The organism is Bradyrhizobium sp. SPXBL-02 (assembly GCF_051853065.1).
Taxonomy (GTDB): Bacteria; Pseudomonadota; Alphaproteobacteria; order Rhizobiales; family Xanthobacteraceae; genus Bradyrhizobium.
The window spans coordinates 6,506,997-6,525,490 of sequence record NZ_CP182474.1; the positions used below are offsets into that span (position 1 = coordinate 6,506,997).

Here is an 18,494-nt window from a genome sequence, read left to right on the forward strand (position 1 = left end):
CCTATCGCACTTGCAGCGTAAAGTTAGTCGATCAGCTCGTCGGCGCTGGCGAGCAACGTAGGAGGCACGGTCACACCGAGTGCCTTGGCGGTTTTTAGGTTGATGAGCAGCTCAAATCTGGTCGGTTGCTCTACGGGCAATTCGGCGGGCTTTTCACCCTTCAAAATTCGATCAACGTAAACCGCCGCACGGCGAGCCATCGCACGCTGGTCAACTCCATAGGAGATAAGACCACCTGCTTCAAGAAGCTCTCTTACGTAGCCGCAGTTCGGCAGATTACGTGCCAGTGCTAGATTTGCGATCACTCTCCTAGCCTGAAAGATCAGGCTTTCTCCGTTCGCGACGACTCCTTGCATGCCAACCTTTACCATCGCGTCAAATGCGGGTTCGAAATCGCTGAGCGAGCGCACCTCGAAACCTTGGGTATGAACGCCGAGCTTGATTCCGGCTTCGATCGCCTCCTGAACATAGAGGCTCGATATTTTAACATTTGGGTTGATCAGCAATCCAACGCGCGTAACCGTCGGGACAATTTCCTTGAGATACTGCAACCGCTTCGCACTTAGCTGGACGGAAAAGTTCGACAATCCGGTAACATTCCCGCCGGGGCGCGCAAAGTTTTCGATCAGGCCGGCTCCGATAGGGTCAAAGCCAAAAACAAACACTATTGGAATGGTCCTTGTCGCCCTCTTCAGGTACGGCGCAGCTGCCCCAGCTCCAATCAATACATCACACTTTAAAGATACGAGTTCGGCTGCCATCCTGTCGAAAGCCTCGGGCACTTCATCAGGAAAGCGATGTTCTAGCGTTATGTTCTGTCCGTCTACATAGCCCTGCTTTCTAAAACCCTCAGTCAGGGACTGATAGTACGGAGTTTCTTCTTCGATGTTCGCGGCATGCCAGAGGACCCCAACTTTGGGGATGCGCCCCTGCCGTTGCGCGCGCGCTATGCGCGGCCACATCGCAGCCGTGGTGCTGAGTAATGTGATGAATTCGCGTCGTCTCATGAGCTGCTCCAGCCAGAGACCGCTCGCGAGTATATGGTATCCGTTGGGCCTTGTCTGTATCGCGCTGCAGCGTCGGAAACGTCCGCTTCGGGTCATGAACGTCAAAACTCAAGGTGAGCATAATAGGTCTGCTTCCGGGTGCTTAGCGACCTGTCGAGGCTGACAGCCGAGCCATGATTCAAGGCCCCCAAAGGAAGGGGCCGAATCATGCGCTACGAACTCACGGACTACGAGTGGTTTGCCACTAAGCCGATGCTGCCGTGCAGACGATCGACACGTCTATTGTCCGCGTGCATTAGCCGCACGTTATGAGCCGCACCGCTAGCGCCTGATCGTCCGCGTCAGCATCGGAAAATGCTTGTTGCCGCCCGCAAATGGCGGGAACTGGACGAAGTCGGCGCGCATGCGCGCGATGACGTCGGAGCTCAGGGCGCGTGCGAGCGCGGCCGGGCTGTCGAACACCAGCTTGTTGCGCTGCATGTGCTCGACCCGCCGCGACGGCAACCGGTCGACCCAATCGATCCGCGTATAGATCTCGATCTGGCGGACATCCGGGAAGGTCCGCATGATCGCCGGGTGATGCTCGAGATAGTGCAAATGCCAGGCGTTCATGTCTTCGGCAGGCCCGGGATAGTGAACCAGATAGCTGCACGGCGTGCCGGCGCCTTCCGGATGCGCGGCGACGTCGACGGGAAAGGCGCGCGTGAGCATCACCTGGTGCGTGACCTCCAGTCCGGTGAGGCTCGGCAATCCGTCGCCCGCCACGAGGCTGGCGAGGTTGCCGCCGCCGTTCATCGCCGCCTCGCATGCGAACAGATCGTCAAACCGCAGCTGAAGCGCAAGCGCCGGACCAGCGCCGTCGGCCTTGTAGGGATGATCGACCGACTGCTCCAGCGGCGTGAACAGCAAGGCCTCGGTCACCGCCGGGATCGACCCAGCCAATTCGGCCGCGACGGCCATGTCCTCCGGATCGAGCCGCCGCTCGCCTGCCGGATCGGAGAATGTCACGAACAGCGAAATCATGACGATACCGCCTGCGTTCCCTCGTCGGCGTGAAGATGTCGCTCGAGCGCGCCGCGAATGTCATCGGGCCAGGGAATCGCATGATGATTTTCCAGCGACGTCGCAGCAAGAATCTGGCCGGCGCGCCAGCGCGTGCCGTCTGCACCGGAGACCACGTGCGCCAAGTGGAGCGAGGCCCTTCCGACCTTGCCGATGCGCAGCTTGAAGGTCAGGAGATCGCCGAACATCGACGGCCGCGAAAAATCGCAGGTCAGATGCACCGTCGGTGCGCCGATCTTCCGGCTTCCGATCAATTCGGGCCAAGGAAATCCGATGTCGCCCCAGAAATCCTCGACCACCCCGTTCAACATGTTCAGATAGGAGGGGAAGTAAGCGATTCCGGAAGGGTCGCAGTCTGCGAACCGCAGCCTGCGCTCGAAGGAGAACTCGCTCATCAGATCGCAACGACCGGATGCCGGATGACACCGACGCCGTCGACCCCGGCTTCCACCACGTCGCCCGGCCACAGCCATTCCTGCGGGCTCATGCCCGCGCCCACACCTTCCGGCGTACCGGTCGCGATGATGTCGCCGGGCTCCAGCGTCATGCCCGACGAAATGTCCGAGATCAAAACCGGGATGTCGAAGATCATGTATTTGGTGTTGGAATCCTGCTTCACGACCCCGTTTTTCGTCAGCCACAACCGCAGATCATGCGGATCGGGAATCTCGTCCGCAGTCACGATGCAGGGGCCGAACGGCGCATAGGTGTCCATGCCTTTGGAGAAGATCCACTGACCGGCCCGGCGGTTGTCGCGCGCGGAGATGTCGATCATCACCGAATAGCCGAACACGTGGTCCATCGCCTTCTCGGGCACGATCCGCGTCGCGGTCTTGCCGATGATGACGGCAAGCTCGACCTCCCAGTCGAGTTGCTGCGTCATCTTCGCATTGTGCTGGATCGCCGCGCCCGGGCCGATCACGGAGGTCGGCGGCTTGGAGAAGACGACCGGCTGTTTCGGCAAATCCTTGTCGGTGTCCAGGCTCTTGGCGGACTCGGCGACATGGGCGCGATAGTTCAGCCCGATGCCGAAGATGTTCTTGCGCGGCCGCGGGATCGGCGCCTGCAGCTTCACGTCCTCGAGCGGAACCGCGGCGCCGGCCGGCAGGCGTCCATTGGCGCTTTCCAGGCCACTCTTAAGCGCCGGCAGCAAGGTCGCGTTATTGTCGATGAAGGAGATCATGTCGTTCGGCCATTCCAGGCCGAATGATGCGCCGAGGCGCTCGACATCGACGACCAATCCGTTGACGAGAACACCAAGGCGGGCGCCGGCGGCGCCGAGAGTATAGGTTACGAGACGCATGGAAGCTTGATCCGTCTGTCGAAATCCTGGGCGAATGAGGCGGTCAGGCGTCCACCGGCTGATGGCCCGCATTGTCGCCATAGGCCTCCTCGCGATAGAAACCGAGCCCTTCGATGACCGGCAGGTCGTTGAAGCAGAACAGGCAGGCGTCCTCGCTCTTCGAGATATTGCCATGTTCGTGCCAGGCCCAGGACGGAACGCAGAAGATATCGCGCTCCCGCCATTCGAAGCGTTTGCCGCCGATGACGGAATAGCCCTGCCCCTTCGCGACCTGGTAGATGAAGCTTCCGGTATGCCGATGCGATTTCGTCGTCTCGCCCGGCCGCAGCAACTGCATGCTGGCGCCGATCGTCTGCATCACGTGGCCGCCGGTGACCGGATTGACGTAGTTCATGAGAATGCCGTCGTAAGGCGATCCGTCGGTTGCCGCGGCATATTTGTTCAAGGCCTCGTAGGTCGGCTCCCACTCATATTTGAACATCGGCGAATAGCCCTTCGACCAGGGCGCGTTCACCGGGCGAAGGCCCGGATTGCCCCAGGTCCTGGTCATGTCGTCGACCGGATAGCCGGATTCCTCCTGCTGGACCTTCGGATGCACCACGAAGAAATTTGCCTCGAGCGCGTTGACGAGAGGAATGTCGAGCCCGTCCTGCCAGATGCACACCGAGCCGCCGGCGTCGACGCCGTGCTCATGCCAGGTGCCGTTCGGCGTGAGCACGAAGTCGCGGGCCCCCAGGGTCATCTTGTGACCGTCGACGATGGTGTAGGCTCCCGAACCTTCCATGATGAAGCGCAGCGCCGAGGCCGAGTGCGCATGTGCCGTGGCGACCTCACCGGGATGCATGACCTGCAGGCCCGAGTAGAGCCAGCCGACGGCAGCCGACACCTCGCGACGACCGGGATTGTTGAGATAGATGACGCGGCGACCGGCCTTCTCCGGCGACACCAGCTCGACCGACCGCAGCACATGCTCGCGCAGATCCTCGTAGCGCCAGAGCACGGGAACGGACGCCGATTGCGGCTGCCACGGCTCGATCTTGTTGGCGACGGTCCATAAGGCGCCAGCTTCGTATCGCTCGAGGTCCTTGTAATAAGCCTTCAGTTCCGGAGTGTCCTCGACGTTGGCGCGGCCGATCACGTTTTCCCGCATCTCATCCTCCAGGTGCTGTGTCGTGGTATCGTGCGATCGATGCCCTGTCGTCGGTCACGACCGCTTCCTTATCACGACGGCGGCATGCCCGGGCGTTGACTTACTTTACATGTAAAAGTATGGTAATGCATATTTCTGGAGGACGCAATGGCTGAACGGTCTTTCGCGCGCGAGGTCGAGGATCTTCGGCTCGGCGCCGGCGACACCTTTCGCGGCGAAGGCATCCTCGCGATCACCAAGGCGCTGCTGCAATCAGGCGTCGCCTATGTCGGCGGCTATCAGGGCTCGCCGATCTCGCACCTGATGGACGTGCTGGCCGACGCCAAGGACGTGCTCGACGATCTCGGCGTCGTGTTCCAGAGCTCGGCGAACGAGGCGGCGGCCGCCGCCATGCTCTCGGCCTCCGTGATGTATCCGCTGCGCGGCGCCGTGGCCTGGAAGTCGACGGTCGGCACCAATGTCGCGTCCGATGCACTCGCCAATCTCGCCTCGGGCGGCGTCACTGGCGGCACCATGATCATCGTCGGCGAGGATTATGGCGAAGGCTCCTCCATCATGCAGGAGCGGACCCACGCCTTTGCCATGAAATCGCAGATGTGGCTGCTCGACCCGCGTCCCGACCATGAATGCATCGTCAACCTGATCGAGAAGGGTTTCGAGCTGTCGGAAGCCTCGAACACACCCGTGATGCTCGAGGTCCGCGTCCGCGCCTGCCACATGCATGGCAGCTTTGCCTGCAAGGACAACGCCAGGCCGGCGCACACCATCAAGGACGCGCTCAACAATCCCAAGCGCGACGTCAATCGCATCGTGTTGCCGCCGGCGGCCTACGAGCACGAGCAGGAGAAGATCAAGACACGCATGCCGGCCGCGATCGGCTTCATCCGGGACAACAAGCTGAACGAACGGATGGGACCGGCACGGGGCAAGGTCGGCATCGTCATGCAGGGCGGCATGTACAACAACGTCATCCGCGCGCTGCAATATCTCGGTCTCTCGGACGCCTACGGCAACACGCAAGTCCCGCTCTATGTCATGAACGTCACCTATCCGGTGATCGAGGCCGAGGTGGCGGACTTCTGCATCGACAAGGACGCGGTCCTGATCGTCGAGGAGGGTCAGCCGGAATATCTGGAGCAGGCGATCAACACCGTTCTGCGGCGCAAGGACATCCAGGCGCGCGTCCACGGCAAGGACGTGCTGCCGATGGGCGGCGACTACACCGCGCAGGTCCTGCTCGGCGGCGTCAGGGAGTTCCTGGAGAAGACGGAGCCGCGCCTGCTCGGCAACCGGCCGCCGGCGCCGGACGCCGCTCCCGTGCTGAGCCATCCGGCGGTCGAGAAGCTCAAGCAGGTCGTGCCGGCGCGCCCGCCCGGGCTGTGCACCGGCTGCCCGGAACGACCGATCTTCGCGGCCATGAAGCTCGTCGAGGAGGAGCTCGGCCAGCACCATGTCTCGGCCGACATCGGTTGCCATCTGTTCTCCATCCTGCCGCCTTTCAACATCGGCGCAACCACGATGGGCTTCGGCCTCGGTCCAGCCTCGACCTCGGCCTTCAACGTCAAGGCCGACAAACGCTCGATCGCGGTGATGGGTGACGGCGGCTTCTGGCACAACGGGCTGACCAGCGGCATCGGCAACGCCGTTTTCAACAAGCATGACGGCGTGTTCGTCATCGTGGACAATTTCTACACCTCGGCGACCGGCGGACAGGACATCCTGTCCTCGCGCGCTCTCAACAAACGTCGCAAGACCAACAATTCGATCGTGCAGGCCGTGAAGGGCATCGGCGGTCAATGGGTCCGGCAGATCGACCGCACCTATGACGTCGCCAGGATGCGCGACACGTTGAAAGAAGCGCTGACGACCAGGGAGGAAGGTCCCAAGGTCATCGTCGCCTCTTCCGAATGCATGCTGAACAAGCAGCGCCGCGTGAAGCCGCAAGCGAGCAAGGCGATCAAGGACGGGGAGCGGATCGTCAAGGAACGCTTCGGCGTCGACGAGGACGTCTGCACCGGCGACCACGCCTGCATTCGCCTGTCCGGCTGCCCGTCGCTCTCGGTGAAGCAGCTCGACGATCCCCTGCGCGACGATCCGGTCGCCGCGATCGACAATTCCTGCGTCGGCTGCGGCAATTGCGGCGAGGTCGCCGAGGCCGCCGTGCTGTGCCCCTCGTTCTATCGCGCCGACGTCATTCACAATCCGACGCGCTGGGACATGCTCAAGTCGAGGATCGCCATGGCGGTGATCGGCTGGCTGCAGCGACGGCGCGATCGCCGGCGGCCGACATTCGGGGCCCTGGCATGAGGGTCCTTGCATGAGGGACGAGACGGTTCGGCTGGCGCTTCCCGCGGCCGGCGAAGCGACCGAACGCCCGATCTCGATCGCGATCCTGGCCATGGGCGGTCAGGGCGGCGGCGTGCTGACCGACTGGATCGTCCAGCTTGCGGAGAACCATGGCTGGGTCGCGCAATCGACTTCGGTGCCCGGCGTCGCGCAGCGCACCGGTGCGACCATCTACTACATCGAAACGATGCCGCCCCTCGATGGGCGCAAGCCGATCCTCTCGCTGATGCCGACGCCCGGCGATGTCGACGTGGTGATGGCAGCCGAATTCATGGAGGCGGGGCGCTCGATCCTGCGCGGCCTGGTGACGCCGGACCGCACCACGCTGATCGCGTCCAACCACCGGTCATTTGCCATCGGCGAGAAGATCGCGCCGGGCAACGGCGTTGCCGATCCCGGCGCCGTCACCGGCGCGATCGGCGTCGCCGCCAAGACCGAGATCATCTTCGACATGAACGCGCTGGCGATTGCGCACGGGAGCGTGATTTCGGCCGCGATGTTCGGCGCGCTCGCGGCCACCGGCGTGCTGCCGTTCGACCGCGACAGCTATCTGTCGGTGATCCGCGCCGGCGGGAAAGGCGCCAAGGCCAGCGTCGAGACTTTCGAAGCCGCTTTCGATCGCACCCGGGCCGGCGCGCCGGAGGCCGTCGAGCTCCCGCGAGCCGAGGAGAGCGAGAAGAGCCGCGCGCCTGCGACGCTGGATGCAGAGCTGGCCAAGCTGCTCGAACGAGCGAAACAGGAGCTGCCGGACTCGGCGCTGTCGCTGGCGCAGGCCGGCCTGAAAAAGGTGGTGGATTTCCAGGACATCGCCTACGGCGCCGAATATCTCGACGTTCTCGGTGCGCTGCACGCGGCCGATCGTGGTGCCGGCGGCATCGACAGAAGCTTTGCCTTCACCCAAACGGCCGCAAAATACCTCGCCAATGCCATGACCTATGACGACGTCATCCGCGTTGCCGACCTGAAGACGCGCACCAGTCGCCGCGCGCGGATCGAGGGCGAGCTGGAGCTGGTGCAAGGCCAGGTGCTCCAAACCACCGAGTTCATGCACCCTCGCCTCGAGGAGATCATGGGAATGCTGCCGGTGTCCTTTGGACGTTGGCTCGACACCAAGCCGCGCCTGATGGGCTGGCTCGATCGCCGCATCAACAGGGGACGACGGGTGCGGACCTATTCGCTGCCCTGGTTTCTCGTGCTCTATGCCGTCGGCGGGCTTCGCGGCATGCGCCGCCGCTCACGGCGCCATGCGATCGAGACGGCGCATCGCGACGAATGGCTCAAGGCCGCCACCGAGGCTATCAGGACCAACTACCAGCTCGGCGTCGAGATCCTGCAATGCCGCCGGCTGGTGAAGGGCTATTCCGATACCCACAGCCGCGGCCTGTCGAAGTTCGACCGGACGCTGGCGACGATCAAGCTGGTTGCACAGCGCGAGGACGCCGCCGATTGGGCCCGGCGCCTGCGCGAAGCGGCGCTCAAGGACGGCCCCGGCAAGGAGCTCGACGGCGTCATCCAGACCATCAAGAGCTTCGCCTGATGAGACCGGCGTCGGCGAAGGATTGCGGTTCAACCGACGCTGGTCAGAACCGGGCGGCTTGACTGCGCTGACCGGTGCGCTAATCGGGGCCCGATCACCTCCGAAAAGAGCTTTGGAATATCTCCGTCAGACCAACCCGCCCTCCTGGTCATGCGATGCCGGCAGCACTCAAAGAAAATATCGTTCCCCTCGGGCAGATCGAGACCCGGCTCTGGCTGCAGCTGTTGTCGCTGCACGGAGACATCTTCGCGTCGTTGAATTCCCTCCTCGGCGCCGAGTTCGGCTTGTCGCTGGCGAAATTCGACGTCCTGGCCCAGCTCGACCGCGACAGGAACGGCCTTGCGCTCGGACAATTGTCGCAGAACCTGAAGGTATCAGGCGGCAACGTCTCGGGCCTGGTGCAGCGCCTCCTCGCTGACGATCTCATCAGCAGGGAAATGTCGAGTGAGGACCGCAGGTCGTTCATCGTGCGCCTCACACCGAAAGGCGAAGCTTTGTTCAGGAAGGCCGCCGACGTGCACAAAAAGCATCTCGGCCAAAAATTCGAGAACATCTCGGCCAAGGAACTCGACGCGGCGCTGTCGGTGCTACGCTCGCTTTCGGCCAAAATACGAACCCCCAGCAAGAAGCAAAGTCGAAAAAGCTAATGGCAAGAGAATCCAGGAGCAGGTGGAGATCCGGCCCGCCAAGGTCGAGAGATCAGCTCTACGCCTACATTCCCTATCTGTTTAATCGGCTGGCCAATCGCTGGAACCTGGATCAGAACCGCGATCTCACCGAGCATGGCATCAACAACGTCGTGTTTCGGACGCTGTCGGTGCTGTTCATCTACAAGACGCTCACGGTCAACGAGATCGCCGTGCTCGCCGTGACCGAGCAATCGACGGCGAGCCGCATGGTCGAATCCATGGTGTCCGCCGGTCTCGTCAAGCGCGAGATCGCGGAGGAGGACCAGCGCCGCCGGGTCGTGGCATTGACCACTGAGGGCGAAGCGTTGCTGCGCAAGATCTGGCCGATCATGGCAAAGAACTACGAGCGCCTGACCGCCGGGATCGATCCCGACGAGATCGAGACTTGCGCGCGCGTGCTGGCCAAGATGATGGAAAACGTCAAGCAGAACCAGATCTGACGCGGGTCATCCGATGCGCATCATTTGATGCGCGTCATTGATACGCGTCATTGATACGCGTCATGGGCCGAGGCCAACGAGGCTGGTGCCGCCGCAGACATAGAGCACCTGCCCGGTGACGAAGTCGGAGCGTTCGTCGAGAAAGAATTCGATCGCGTGCGCGACGTCCTCGCGTGCGCCGAGCCGGCCGACCGGGACGTTACGCGCCATTGTTTCCTGCCGCTCGGAATCCTTGGGGATGATGCCCCAGAAATTGGCGGTCAGGATCGGGCCCGGCGCGACGACGTTCACGGTAATGCCGCTGGACGCAAGCTCCAGCGCCCATGTCCGGGCCATGCCGTGCACGCCGGCCTTGGTGGCGGAATAGGCCGAGCGCGTCATGGCGCCCATCGCCGCGCGCGAGCTGACGAACACGATGCGGCCGAAACGGCGCGATCTCATTCCCTCCAGCGCGGCCTGGGTCAGGAGCATGGGCGCGCCGAGATGCAGCTGCGCCAGCGCCAGGATGTCTTCGGGCTTTGCATTGGGCAACAGGTTCGGCAGGATGATTCCGGCATTGTGCACGAGGCGATCGATCGCATGATTGGAGGCGATCTCCCGGGCAACTTCCCGCGTCTGCTCGAGGCTGGTCAGGTCCGCGCAATAGGCCGTGAGCAGATCGTGTGTCCAGTCCGGCCTGTGCAGCCCGACCGAGACCACGCGCTGGCCCTTGTCCACGAGGCTCTTCGCCAGCGCTTCGCCGATTCCGGAGTTGCCGCCGGTGATGAGGGTGGTGCGGACCTGGCTCATGCTCGGTTATCCCTGCGTTTCGTCAGACCTGCCGCCGCTTCAGATCGCGCAGATCGAAGAAGGCGCCGTCCTGCATCAGCCTGGCGACGAAATCCTTCAAGCCGCCGCGCTGGATCTTCTCGGTCGCGGTCAGCGGCAGGGTATCGACGAAGCAGATCCAGCCGGGCGCCTTGTAATAGGCCATTTGCTCCAGGCTCCAGCGGACGATCTGCTCGGCGAGCGCGCGGTCGGCGCCGGCCTGCTCGGCGATGATGACGGCCGCCACTTCGTCGCCGCGCAGGGGGTCCGGCGTCGCGGCGACGGCGGCCTGCCGAACCTGCGGATGCCGATTGAGCACGGATTCGACCTCGACCGCGGCGATATTCTCGCCGGAGCGGCGGATGACGTTCTTCTTGCGATCGACGAAATGCAAATCGCCGTCCGCATCGCGCGACACGATATCGCCGGTATGCAGCCAGCCTCCGGCCCAGGCCTCCGCGGTCGCCTCGGGGTTCTTGAGGTACTCCCGGAAGAAGCCGTAGCGCGGATCCGCGCCGGCCCGCCGCACCAGCAGCTCCCCCGGCGTCCCGGCCGGCACGTCATCCCCGCCGTCATCGACGATGCGAATGTGGATCTCCGGAGCCGGGCGGCCGAAGCAGCTGGTGCCGACCTTGCGCGGCTCGACATTGGCGGCGATCACGCCGCCGCTGCCGGTCTCGGTCATCGCCCAGGCCTCGAGCAGGGGGAAGCCGAAGCGCGCCTCGAACGGAGCGTGAAGCAGCTTGTCGACACCCGCGCCGAAGCCGAAGCGAACCGCGTGCTGCCGATCCTCTTGCGAGGGCGCGGCGCTCATCAGCATCGACGGCATGACGCCGAGATAATGCAGGCACGTGGCCCGGCTCTGCCGCACCGAGCTCCACCAGCTGCGCGGGTGAAAACGATCGAGCATGGTCAGGCAGCCGCCGACCGAAACCATCGCCATCAGCGAGACCGCCATCGCGTTCATGTGGAACAGCGGCAGCGGCGTGATCATGCGCTCGACATCCGGCTTCAGGTCGATCAGCCCGCCGGCGTCGCGATACCAGTTTCCGCTGTGCAGGAAGTATTCGTTGGTGAGGACGCAGCCCTTCGGCTGGCCCGTCGTGCCCGACGTGTAGAGCAGCGCGCATTCCGTTGCGCCGTCCGCCGGCCGCGGCGGCCGCGTACCGTCATAGGGCGCGGGAACGTCGCCGTCATCGGTCACGACAGGAATCGGCCGGCCCGCCTGGCGCGCCGCCGTCTCCACCTCAGTACGGCGTTCGGCGAGCACGAAGGCGGCGTTCATCTCGGAATGCGCGATGATGTATTCGAGCTCGCTCATGCGCAAATCAGGGTTGATCGGCACCACGGAGACGCCGAGCGCATTCAACGCGAACCACAGCTCGATGAACACCGGCCGGTTCTGGAGCAGGAGCCCCACCCTGTGGCCTTCGCCATAACCGCTTTCTGCGAACGCCTGGCGGCGGGCCTCGATCCGATCGAGCATTGTGCGGTAGGAGATCTCGCCGGCCGGGATGCCATAGATGCCGGCTGTCTCCGGCAGCACGTTGAGGAAGCCGGCCTCGCCGCGGCGGAGCGCGGTCTGGCGAAAGCGGGCATGGACTGTCGCTGCAGCGATCAAGGCGCACTCACATGAAGAGCTGGATGTTGCCGAACGGCGCGTCGAAATTGACGAGATCGAGGCGCTTGAGCTTGATCTTCAGGCCGTCGCCGACCTTGACAAGGTCGTGCGATGCCCATCCCGAATAGCGCTCCAGCAGGTCGCCGCGGGTCTCGGTGTAGATATAGGACGTTCGTGCCTTGAACACGCCCGCCGCGACGTCGCAGGCGACGATCCTGGGGGCCTGGAGCAGATGGTGGCATCGGCTCTTCGGCTTCTGGCTGAAGGTGCGCTCGCCGGCGAGGCGCTCGACCCGGACCTTGAGCAGCAACAGGTCCTCGTACATCAGCGATGGCTGCAGCACCGGATCCTGTTGCTGCCATTCGAGCGGCATCCAATAGCGCCCTTCCGGGTGAAACAGATCGAGCCAGCTCTGCCACTGCATCGTGTCGAGAAGCTCGGCCTCCCGATAGATGAAATCGATGATGGCCTTGTCGTCGATCATTGCGCCGCCTCGGTGTGCTCGTCCATGCCCATCGTCATGAATTTGGCCCAGGCATGGAACTGGTTGCGCATCTGCCGCTCGGACGTGCCGTTGATCACGGCGGTGACGTCCGGCTGTTCGCCTGCTACGTAGAGACGGCGCAGATTGATCCATTGATTGCCGTTGGACTTGAGGCCTTCCTGCGCCCGCTCGTACATTTCGAGGTCGTCGTGCCCGACGATGGAGGTCGGCGCGTTGATGAAGCGGTTGTACATCAGGGCACGCTCGTAGAGCTTGTCGGGTGCGCCGACCAGGCGGTAGACCCAGCTCTCGACCAAAGTCCTGTCGACCGCGATCGGAATGAAGTTGCGCAGGATCTGCACGGCGCCCTTGACCATGATGTTCGGGAAATAGACGGTGTTGTGCCTGACCTCGCCGAGGATTTCGTGCGCCCGCGTCTCGCCATAGGCGGCGACCATCTGATCGAGATAGCCGTCGACGTCGGAATAATTGGAGTGGATCGAATTGGCGACGCCGGTGTGGCCGTGGCCGTTGGGCCAGATCCTGATGCCGCTCTGCTCGTAGAATTCGTACGGGCTCATGAACGGCCCGTAGAGCTGAACCGCCATGGGCGTCTCGGTCGAATCGCCCTGCTCGCGCTTCCAGACCTTGACGGCGGTGCCGGCCGAGCTCTCGTGCGCGACCATGGGATGGCAGGTGTCGGTCTGGTTCTCGACCAGCATCTTCCAATTGCAGGTGTGCATGTAGCGGATCGGTGCCGCCATCACCGCGAGCTTGCCCTCCGGCGAGCGGTCGACCATGTTGTCGATCGTCGAGAGGCTTTCGCCGAAATAGTCCCCGAAGGACAGGCCGCGCTCACTCAGCCGCGCGAAGATGAAGTCGCGATAGATCGCGACGTTCCTCACGCGCGACAAGCCTTCATTGGCCTGGGTGTCGCCGAAGCCGGTCGCCTCATAGCCCTTCTTTAAGGGAATCGCGAGCAGCGATCCGTCGGTCTTGAACGACCATGCATGGTAGGGACAGCGAAAGAACTTGCCGGTATTGCCGCAGGGCTCCGAGGCGATCTTGACGCCCTTGTGCGGGCAGCGGTTGTAGAAGACATGGACCTGGCCGTCGGTGTGGCGGCTCGCCAGCACCGGTTGCCGGCCGATCGTGGCAGTGATGAAGTCGCCGGGCTTGCCCAGCTGGCTGGCATGGCCGACATAGATCCAGCTGTTGGGAAACAGATGCTCCATCTCGAGATCGAAGATCTCGGGGTCGACGTAGACGTCGCGGTGCACCTCGGCCTCGCGTACCAGCGCCGCGATCGAGCGCCTGTCACTTGCGTGCTTGCCCATGGTGTCTTAAGTCCTTGTCCTAGAGATCCAGCACCAGTCGGTCCGATTTCGCGCGCGAGACGCAGATCTGCATCACCGTGTTCGACGCCTTCTCGTCGTCGCTGAGAATGACGTCGCGATGATCCGGGACACCGGAGATCACGCCGCACTGGCAGATGCCGCAATCGCCGCGCCGGCAGTCGGAGAGAACCTCGTGGCCGGCAGCTTCCAGCGCCTCGATGATGCTCTGGTCGGCCGCGACGGCGATGACCTCTCCCGTCGACTTGAGCTCGACTTCGAAGGCACGGTTCGGCTCGCTCGAGGTCTCGGCCTTGAAGAGCTCGTAGTGGATGCGATCGGCGGCGATGCCGCCGGCGTGAGCGGCGGCCTTCACCGCATCGATCATCCCTGCGGGACCGCAGACATAGACGTGGGAGCTCGCAGGCGAGGCGTGTAGCGCCGCGGCGATGTCGAGACACGAGGCGTCGCTGTCGTAATGGATCGAGAGCGCGCGCGCGCAGAAGGCCTCGAGCTGCGGCAGGAACGCCAACGCGCCCGGTGCCCGCCCGGCATAATGGAGACGGTAGGTCGCTCCCCGCGCTTCGAGCTCGGCCGCCATCGACAGGATCGGCGTGATGCCGATGCCGCCGGCGAACAGAAGCGCGGGCGATGCGTCCTCGTGCAGCGGGAAATTGTTGACCGGCACCGAGGCGGTCACGACGTCGCCGACCTTGAGCGCATGCATGAAGGCCGAGCCGCCGCTCGACATCCGCTCGCGCAGAACCCCGAGCGCAAGCTGGCCTTCCGGCAGGCCCGGCAGGGCCATCAGGGAGTAAGGCCGGTCTCCCCCGCTCGGCAGCGAAACACGAATATGCGCCCCTGCCCGCCATCGCGGTGCCGCGCCGCCCTCCACGTCGAACACGAGGCTTCGTATCGTCGGCGTTTCCGCCGAGACCGACTGCACCCTGAGCCTCAGCTGACGCGTGTCCATTCGCGGGGTCTGCATAATGTATGAATTTGCATATTTTTAGACATATAACAATTCGATGTCAATCGGCTCCTCTCGGACGGGACGTTTGCAGCTCTGAACGCCGGCGGCCGCTATTCGATCGGCGCCGGACGCGCCAGCTGGAAGAGGTCGCGAGGCCTCGCATACCAGCCGGAGCCGTGCATGCGGGCGATGAGGTCGAGGCCGATCGTGTCGATATGCCCTCGCCGTGCATCGATCACGAACTGCTCGGCGATGTGCGCACAGACGATCTCGCCGATCACCGCGATTTGCCGCGGCCCGGTTTCCTGAACAACGAGGGAGCGGCATTCGAACGCGACGGGGCAGCCCTTGAGGAGCGGAGGCGAGACCATTTGGGAAGGAAGCGTCTCCAGCCCCGCGAGCTCGATCTCGTCGATCTCGGCCGGAGCATCGACGGCGGTCGCGTTCATCGCTTCAGCCATCCGATGCGGCACCAGGTGAACGACGAACTCGCCCGTCTCGACGATATTCTGCGCCGTGTCCTTCAAGCCTCGTTTCGGATGGCGCAGCAGACCGAGCACGACCGTCGGCGGCTCGTGGCCCAGCACGGTGAAGAAGCTGAACGGCGCGGCATTGGCGGCCCCGTTCCGGGATCGCGTGGTGACCCACGCGATCGGTCGCGGCGTCACCGTCGCGGTCAGGATCTTGTAGCGGATATCCGCCGGAAGCTGTCCCATATCGAAGAGCATCGAACCCTCAGTTGCGCACGCGAGCGGCTTGTATTTGCGATCCGTCTAGTTTTTATTTGATCATATGCATATGATCTTATCAAATGTGCCGTATTGCATCGGAGCGCCCCCGACTTAACGAACTGATTTACAAGGACATTCAGTGAAGAAATCGCGCCGCCCCCGTCCGCCGGATCCGGCGAAAGCCTCCGCACGCGGGGCCAAATCCAGCAAGAACACCACGCCAGAACGCCCCGGCCGGCGCGGCATCCAGTCGATCGAGATCGGCTTCAGAATTCTCGATTACCTCCGGACCGAACTGCGGCCGGTGCCGCTGAAGATGATCGCGGCCAACACCGGAATGTCGGCCGCGAACGTCCACTATTATCTCGTGAGCTTCCAGGCGGTGGGCATCGTCCGCCAGGAGACCGACACCGGCTGCTACGCCCTCGGGCCCTATGCGTTGAAGCTCGGCATGGCGGCGATCGAGCAGTTCGACGTCTTTGCCGTCGCACGGCCGGCCATGACCGAACTCGCGACGACCATCGGCCACACGGTGTTTCTCGGCGTTTGGGGTAATCGCGGTCCCACCATCATCTATCGCGTCGAGGGCGGGGCCAGCCGCCCCATCATCGAGCTGCGGGTCGGAAGCGTCCTCGGCCTGCTGCGGTCCGCGTTGGGACGCAACTTTCTCGCACATCTGCCGCGCTCGCTGACGGGTGAGATGCTCGATCAAGAGCTCAAGGAGGAGCGCTCGCGCAAGCCGCGGATGGATGATGCGCCAACCACCAAGATCGAGGTGGAACAGATGATGGCCGCAATCCGGCGCGACGGCATCAGCCGCTGTCGTGATGCGCTGCTGCCGAACTTCACCTCCCTATCCGCACCGATCTTCGATCAGGCCGGGCTCATGATCGCCGCCATCACGATGATGGGGCCGATCGGCATTCTCGACGACGACCTGAAAGGCCCGACCGCAACCGCGCTGATCCTCCATGCGCGCGCCATCTCCGCGACCGCCGGCTGGCAGCCCGAGGCGTGACGGCTCCACGACCGGGCGCGACGCAACAGCGCGGCCGCATCTCGGCACACGGACTTGCATCGATCAGCTGATCGGGGATCAACGTCCCGGCGCTCTCGATACCATTTGCGGCGCCGCCGCGGTGGATACCGGTTTCCTGGCCGGCAGCAATAGGCCGATCCACGCGCCGACCAGCGACAACAGCGCCGCCAATGTCATCGCTGCCTCGAAACCGTCGGCGAAACGAGCCGCGCTGTCCATTGCGCCATTCGCCGAGAAAGTGGCAACCAGCGCCGCAATCCCGAACATGCCGCCGAGAAATCGGCCCATGTTGAAGATGCCCGAAGCCTTCGCCATTTCAGCCAATGAAACCGAGCTCAGGATGGCGTTCTGCGCCGCGGGCATCGCCATGGACACCCCAACGCCGGCGATCACCAGCGGAGCAATCAGCGCGCCGTAGGCGACATCGGGCGAAGCGATGAAGGCGATCCAACCAAGCCCGATCGCCTGCATGATCAGTCCCGTCACGACGAGCGGCCGCTCGCCAAACTTGCCGACCACGGCGCCCGCGATCGGAGCGGTCACAAACAACGTCGCCGTCCATGGCAGCAGGCGCACGCCGCCCCCGAAGGCGCCGAAATGCAGGGTCACTTGCAGGAACTGCGGCAGCAGGAATACGACGCCATACATCGCAGCATAGAACAAGAAGCTCAGCGAGAGCGCCGCCGAGAACGACCGCGACACGAACAGCCGGAGCGGCACCATCGGCGCAGCGACGCGCGCTTCCCAGATCAGGAATGCGATCGCGAAGACGAGACCAACGATCATCGAACCTACGACTTCCGCGCTGGTCCAGCCAACATTGTTGCCGCGCATGAGGCTCCAGACCCAGGCCAAAGCGGCAACCGCGACCAGTGTCAGCCCGGTGACGTCGAGTGTTGCCGCAGGTCCAAAGCTCTCGCGCAAACGCGCCCGCACCAATGTGGCCGCGAACGCGCCGATCGGCAGGTTGATCCAGAAGATGGAGCGCCAGCCAAGCTGCTCTGTGAGAAGGCCGCCGATCGCGGGCCCGATGATCAATGCAAAGCCGGTAATCCCTGACAAGACGCCGAGCGCCTTGGCGCGCTCCTCCCGCCCGAACGTTCCACTCAGGATCGCCATCGCAAGCGGCATCACCAGCGCCGCTCCAGCCCCCTGCGCGGCACGCGCCGCGATCAACCAACCGATCGTCGGCGCCAGCGCGCAAGCGGCCGAGGCAAGTGTGAACAGCGCGATGCCGCCAGCAAACATCCTGCGCCGCCCGAACCGGTCGCCGAGCGCGGCTCCGGACAGCAGCAGCACGGCGAAAGCGAGATTATAGGCGTTAACAGTCCATTGCAGTGTCTCGACCGAGCTCGAGAACTCGATGCGGATACCTGCGAACGCCGTCGTAAGTACCATCGCATCCAGCGCCATCATGAACGAGGCAAGCGAGGTCAGGGCGAGTACCCAGGTCTTCTCCGCGGGAGTGGGAGCGTCTTGCATCTCATCAATCTCCATCTTGGGGCCGGAACGGCGCCGTCGCGGAGAGGACGAAGCAGGAGAGCCCAAGGATGCTGGCTGAAAAAAACTTGTGCGGGCCGCATCCTTTGGACCCAGCCAGACGTCCTATTGATCGAGAAGCCGCAAGTTCGTGCTGCGGTGAGATGAGGAGACAACGATGAAACGAAACGTGATCCGCTACAGGACCAAGGCCGACATGGCCGACAAGAATGCCGAGCTGGTCGAGGCGGTGTTTGCCGAGCTGAAGGCGGCGCACCCGGAGGGGGTGCGTTACTTGACGCTGCGGCTCGAGGACAACACCTTCATCCACATCGTCGAAACCACGGCCGACGACGGCTCGTCACCGCTGCCGAAGCTTGCGGCCTTTCAGGCCTTTCAGAGCGGTTTGCGCGACCGCTGCGCCGAGCCGCCGGTGCGCAACGGTGCTATTGTCGTCGGCAATTATCGCGTGCTGGCGGAGCCATAGGGCTC

18 protein-coding genes are annotated in these 18,494 nt (G+C 63.6%); 6 read left to right on the forward strand and 12 right to left on the reverse strand.

Annotated elements, in window-relative coordinates:
- Positions 1-23: 23 nt before the first annotated feature.
- The 5 genes from ACNJYD_RS30370 to ACNJYD_RS30390 form a co-directional block, all read right to left on the reverse strand.
- Positions 24-1,007: an ABC transporter substrate-binding protein gene (locus ACNJYD_RS30370; RefSeq protein WP_212254385.1), complete on the reverse strand. Its 984-nt coding sequence runs from the start codon at positions 1,005-1,007 to the stop codon at positions 24-26.
- Positions 1,008-1,328: 321 nt separating this feature from the next.
- A complete protein-coding gene (locus ACNJYD_RS30375) occupies positions 1,329-2,030 on the reverse strand; it encodes a hypothetical protein (RefSeq protein WP_439364163.1) in 702 nt (233 codons plus the stop codon).
- On the reverse strand, positions 2,027-2,464 hold the full coding sequence (locus ACNJYD_RS30380; RefSeq protein WP_212254383.1) for an acyl-CoA thioesterase: 438 nt from the start codon (positions 2,462-2,464) through the stop codon (positions 2,027-2,029). The genes ACNJYD_RS30375 and ACNJYD_RS30380 overlap by 4 nt, the downstream gene beginning before the upstream one ends.
- A complete protein-coding gene (locus ACNJYD_RS30385) occupies positions 2,464-3,372 on the reverse strand; it encodes a fumarylacetoacetate hydrolase family protein (RefSeq protein ID WP_212254382.1) in 909 nt (302 codons plus the stop codon). Before ACNJYD_RS30385 ends, ACNJYD_RS30380 begins: the two co-directional genes overlap by 1 nt.
- A gap of 43 nt (positions 3,373-3,415) precedes the next feature.
- Positions 3,416-4,522, reverse strand: coding sequence for a cupin domain-containing protein (locus tag ACNJYD_RS30390; RefSeq protein ID WP_172789283.1), 1,107 nt, complete (start codon positions 4,520-4,522; stop codon positions 3,416-3,418).
- Between the two features lie 147 nt (positions 4,523-4,669).
- Here ACNJYD_RS30390 and ACNJYD_RS30395 point away from each other — a divergent pair, with 147 nt between their 5' ends.
- From ACNJYD_RS30395 to ACNJYD_RS30410, 4 genes are all read left to right on the forward strand, one after another.
- Positions 4,670-6,829 (forward strand): thiamine pyrophosphate-dependent enzyme, encoded by a 2,160-nt coding sequence (locus tag ACNJYD_RS30395; protein WP_439364164.1) that lies wholly within the window; start codon positions 4,670-4,672, stop codon positions 6,827-6,829.
- Between the two features lie 10 nt (positions 6,830-6,839).
- On the forward strand, positions 6,840-8,405 hold the full coding sequence (locus tag ACNJYD_RS30400) for an indolepyruvate oxidoreductase subunit beta family protein (RefSeq protein WP_439364165.1): 1,566 nt from the start codon (positions 6,840-6,842) through the stop codon (positions 8,403-8,405).
- A 155-nt stretch (positions 8,406-8,560) separates the two neighbouring features.
- The gene (locus tag ACNJYD_RS30405; RefSeq protein WP_172789280.1) at positions 8,561-9,052 is read left to right on the forward strand and encodes a MarR family winged helix-turn-helix transcriptional regulator; all 492 of its coding nucleotides are present in this window, start codon (positions 8,561-8,563) and stop codon (positions 9,050-9,052) included.
- The gene (locus ACNJYD_RS30410; protein ID WP_172789279.1) at positions 9,052-9,534 is read left to right on the forward strand and encodes a MarR family winged helix-turn-helix transcriptional regulator; all 483 of its coding nucleotides are present in this window, start codon (positions 9,052-9,054) and stop codon (positions 9,532-9,534) included. The genes ACNJYD_RS30405 and ACNJYD_RS30410 overlap by 1 nt, the downstream gene beginning before the upstream one ends.
- 60 nt (positions 9,535-9,594) lie before the next feature.
- On the opposite strand, the gene ACNJYD_RS30415 is transcribed toward ACNJYD_RS30410, so the two are convergent.
- The 6 genes from ACNJYD_RS30415 to ACNJYD_RS30440 all read right to left on the reverse strand — a co-directional run bounded on the left by ACNJYD_RS30415 (position 9,595) and on the right by ACNJYD_RS30440 (position 15,481).
- Entirely contained in the window at positions 9,595-10,323 is a 729-nt protein-coding gene (locus ACNJYD_RS30415; protein WP_439364166.1) for an SDR family NAD(P)-dependent oxidoreductase, read from the reverse strand.
- A 22-nt stretch (positions 10,324-10,345) separates the two neighbouring features.
- A complete protein-coding gene (locus tag ACNJYD_RS30420) occupies positions 10,346-11,962 on the reverse strand; it encodes an ATP-dependent acyl-CoA ligase (protein WP_439364167.1) in 1,617 nt (538 codons plus the stop codon).
- 7 nt (positions 11,963-11,969) lie between these two features.
- Positions 11,970-12,446 (reverse strand): aromatic-ring-hydroxylating dioxygenase subunit beta, encoded by a 477-nt coding sequence (locus ACNJYD_RS30425; RefSeq protein WP_439364168.1) that lies wholly within the window; start codon positions 12,444-12,446, stop codon positions 11,970-11,972.
- Positions 12,443-13,783 carry a Rieske 2Fe-2S domain-containing protein gene (locus ACNJYD_RS30430; RefSeq protein WP_439364169.1) on the reverse strand — a complete coding sequence of 447 codons (1,341 nt, stop codon included), beginning with the start codon at positions 13,781-13,783 and terminating at the stop codon, positions 12,443-12,445. Before ACNJYD_RS30430 ends, ACNJYD_RS30425 begins: the two co-directional genes overlap by 4 nt.
- Positions 13,784-13,802: 19 nt before the next feature.
- The gene (locus ACNJYD_RS30435) at positions 13,803-14,753 is read right to left on the reverse strand and encodes a PDR/VanB family oxidoreductase (RefSeq protein WP_439364170.1); all 951 of its coding nucleotides are present in this window, start codon (positions 14,751-14,753) and stop codon (positions 13,803-13,805) included.
- 110 nt (positions 14,754-14,863) lie between these two features.
- Positions 14,864-15,481 (reverse strand): flavin reductase family protein, encoded by a 618-nt coding sequence (locus tag ACNJYD_RS30440; protein WP_439364171.1) that lies wholly within the window; start codon positions 15,479-15,481, stop codon positions 14,864-14,866.
- 142 nt (positions 15,482-15,623) lie between these two features.
- On the opposite strand from ACNJYD_RS30440, the gene ACNJYD_RS30445 reads away from it, so the two are divergent.
- Positions 15,624-16,502, forward strand: a complete 879-nt coding sequence (locus ACNJYD_RS30445) for an IclR family transcriptional regulator (RefSeq protein WP_439364172.1) — start codon at positions 15,624-15,626, stop codon at positions 16,500-16,502.
- 78 nt (positions 16,503-16,580) lie between these two features.
- Here the strand turns inward: ACNJYD_RS30445 and ACNJYD_RS30450 are convergent, their stop codons facing one another.
- Positions 16,581-18,005 carry a DHA2 family efflux MFS transporter permease subunit gene (locus ACNJYD_RS30450; RefSeq protein ID WP_439364173.1) on the reverse strand — a complete coding sequence of 475 codons (1,425 nt, stop codon included), beginning with the start codon at positions 18,003-18,005 and terminating at the stop codon, positions 16,581-16,583.
- Positions 18,006-18,180: 175 nt separating this feature from the next.
- Between ACNJYD_RS30450 and ACNJYD_RS30455 the strand changes: the two genes are divergently transcribed.
- Entirely contained in the window at positions 18,181-18,489 is a 309-nt protein-coding gene (locus ACNJYD_RS30455) for a hypothetical protein (protein ID WP_439364174.1), read from the forward strand.
- Positions 18,490-18,494 lie beyond the last annotated feature (5 nt).